Below are 206 nucleotides of genomic sequence, written 5' to 3'. Positions count from 1 at the left end.
CACTCTCGGTCCGCACAACCGTATGGACCGCAATACGGCCCGGCGCGTTCCACGGCGCCGGGCGAGGTTGGTCTCACGCCTCACCGGGGACTCGGCAGAAACTCACCGCACCGGCGCACCACCCCGGGACCGGTAGACGACGTAGGGGCGGGCCGCGTAGGCGAGGGGCGCGGCGAAGGCGTGCACGAGCCGGCCGAAGGGCCACA

The 206-nt window shown here is 72.8% G+C and carries 1 protein-coding gene; it reads right to left on the bottom strand.

Annotated elements, in window-relative coordinates; genetic code table 11:
• Nucleotides 1-102: 102 nt before the first annotated feature.
• The coding region (locus IE249_RS37990; RefSeq protein WP_229858948.1) for a respiratory nitrate reductase subunit gamma at nucleotides 103-206 on the bottom strand (104 nt) is incomplete at its 5' end.

It is taken from the genome of Streptomyces anandii JCM 4720, from assembly GCF_014650655.1.
In the GTDB taxonomy this organism is placed as follows: Bacteria; Actinomycetota; Actinomycetes; order Streptomycetales; family Streptomycetaceae; genus Streptomyces; species Streptomyces anandii.
The sequence above is the reverse complement of the archived record's forward strand: the minus strand, read 5'-3'. Positions and strand labels throughout refer to the sequence as shown.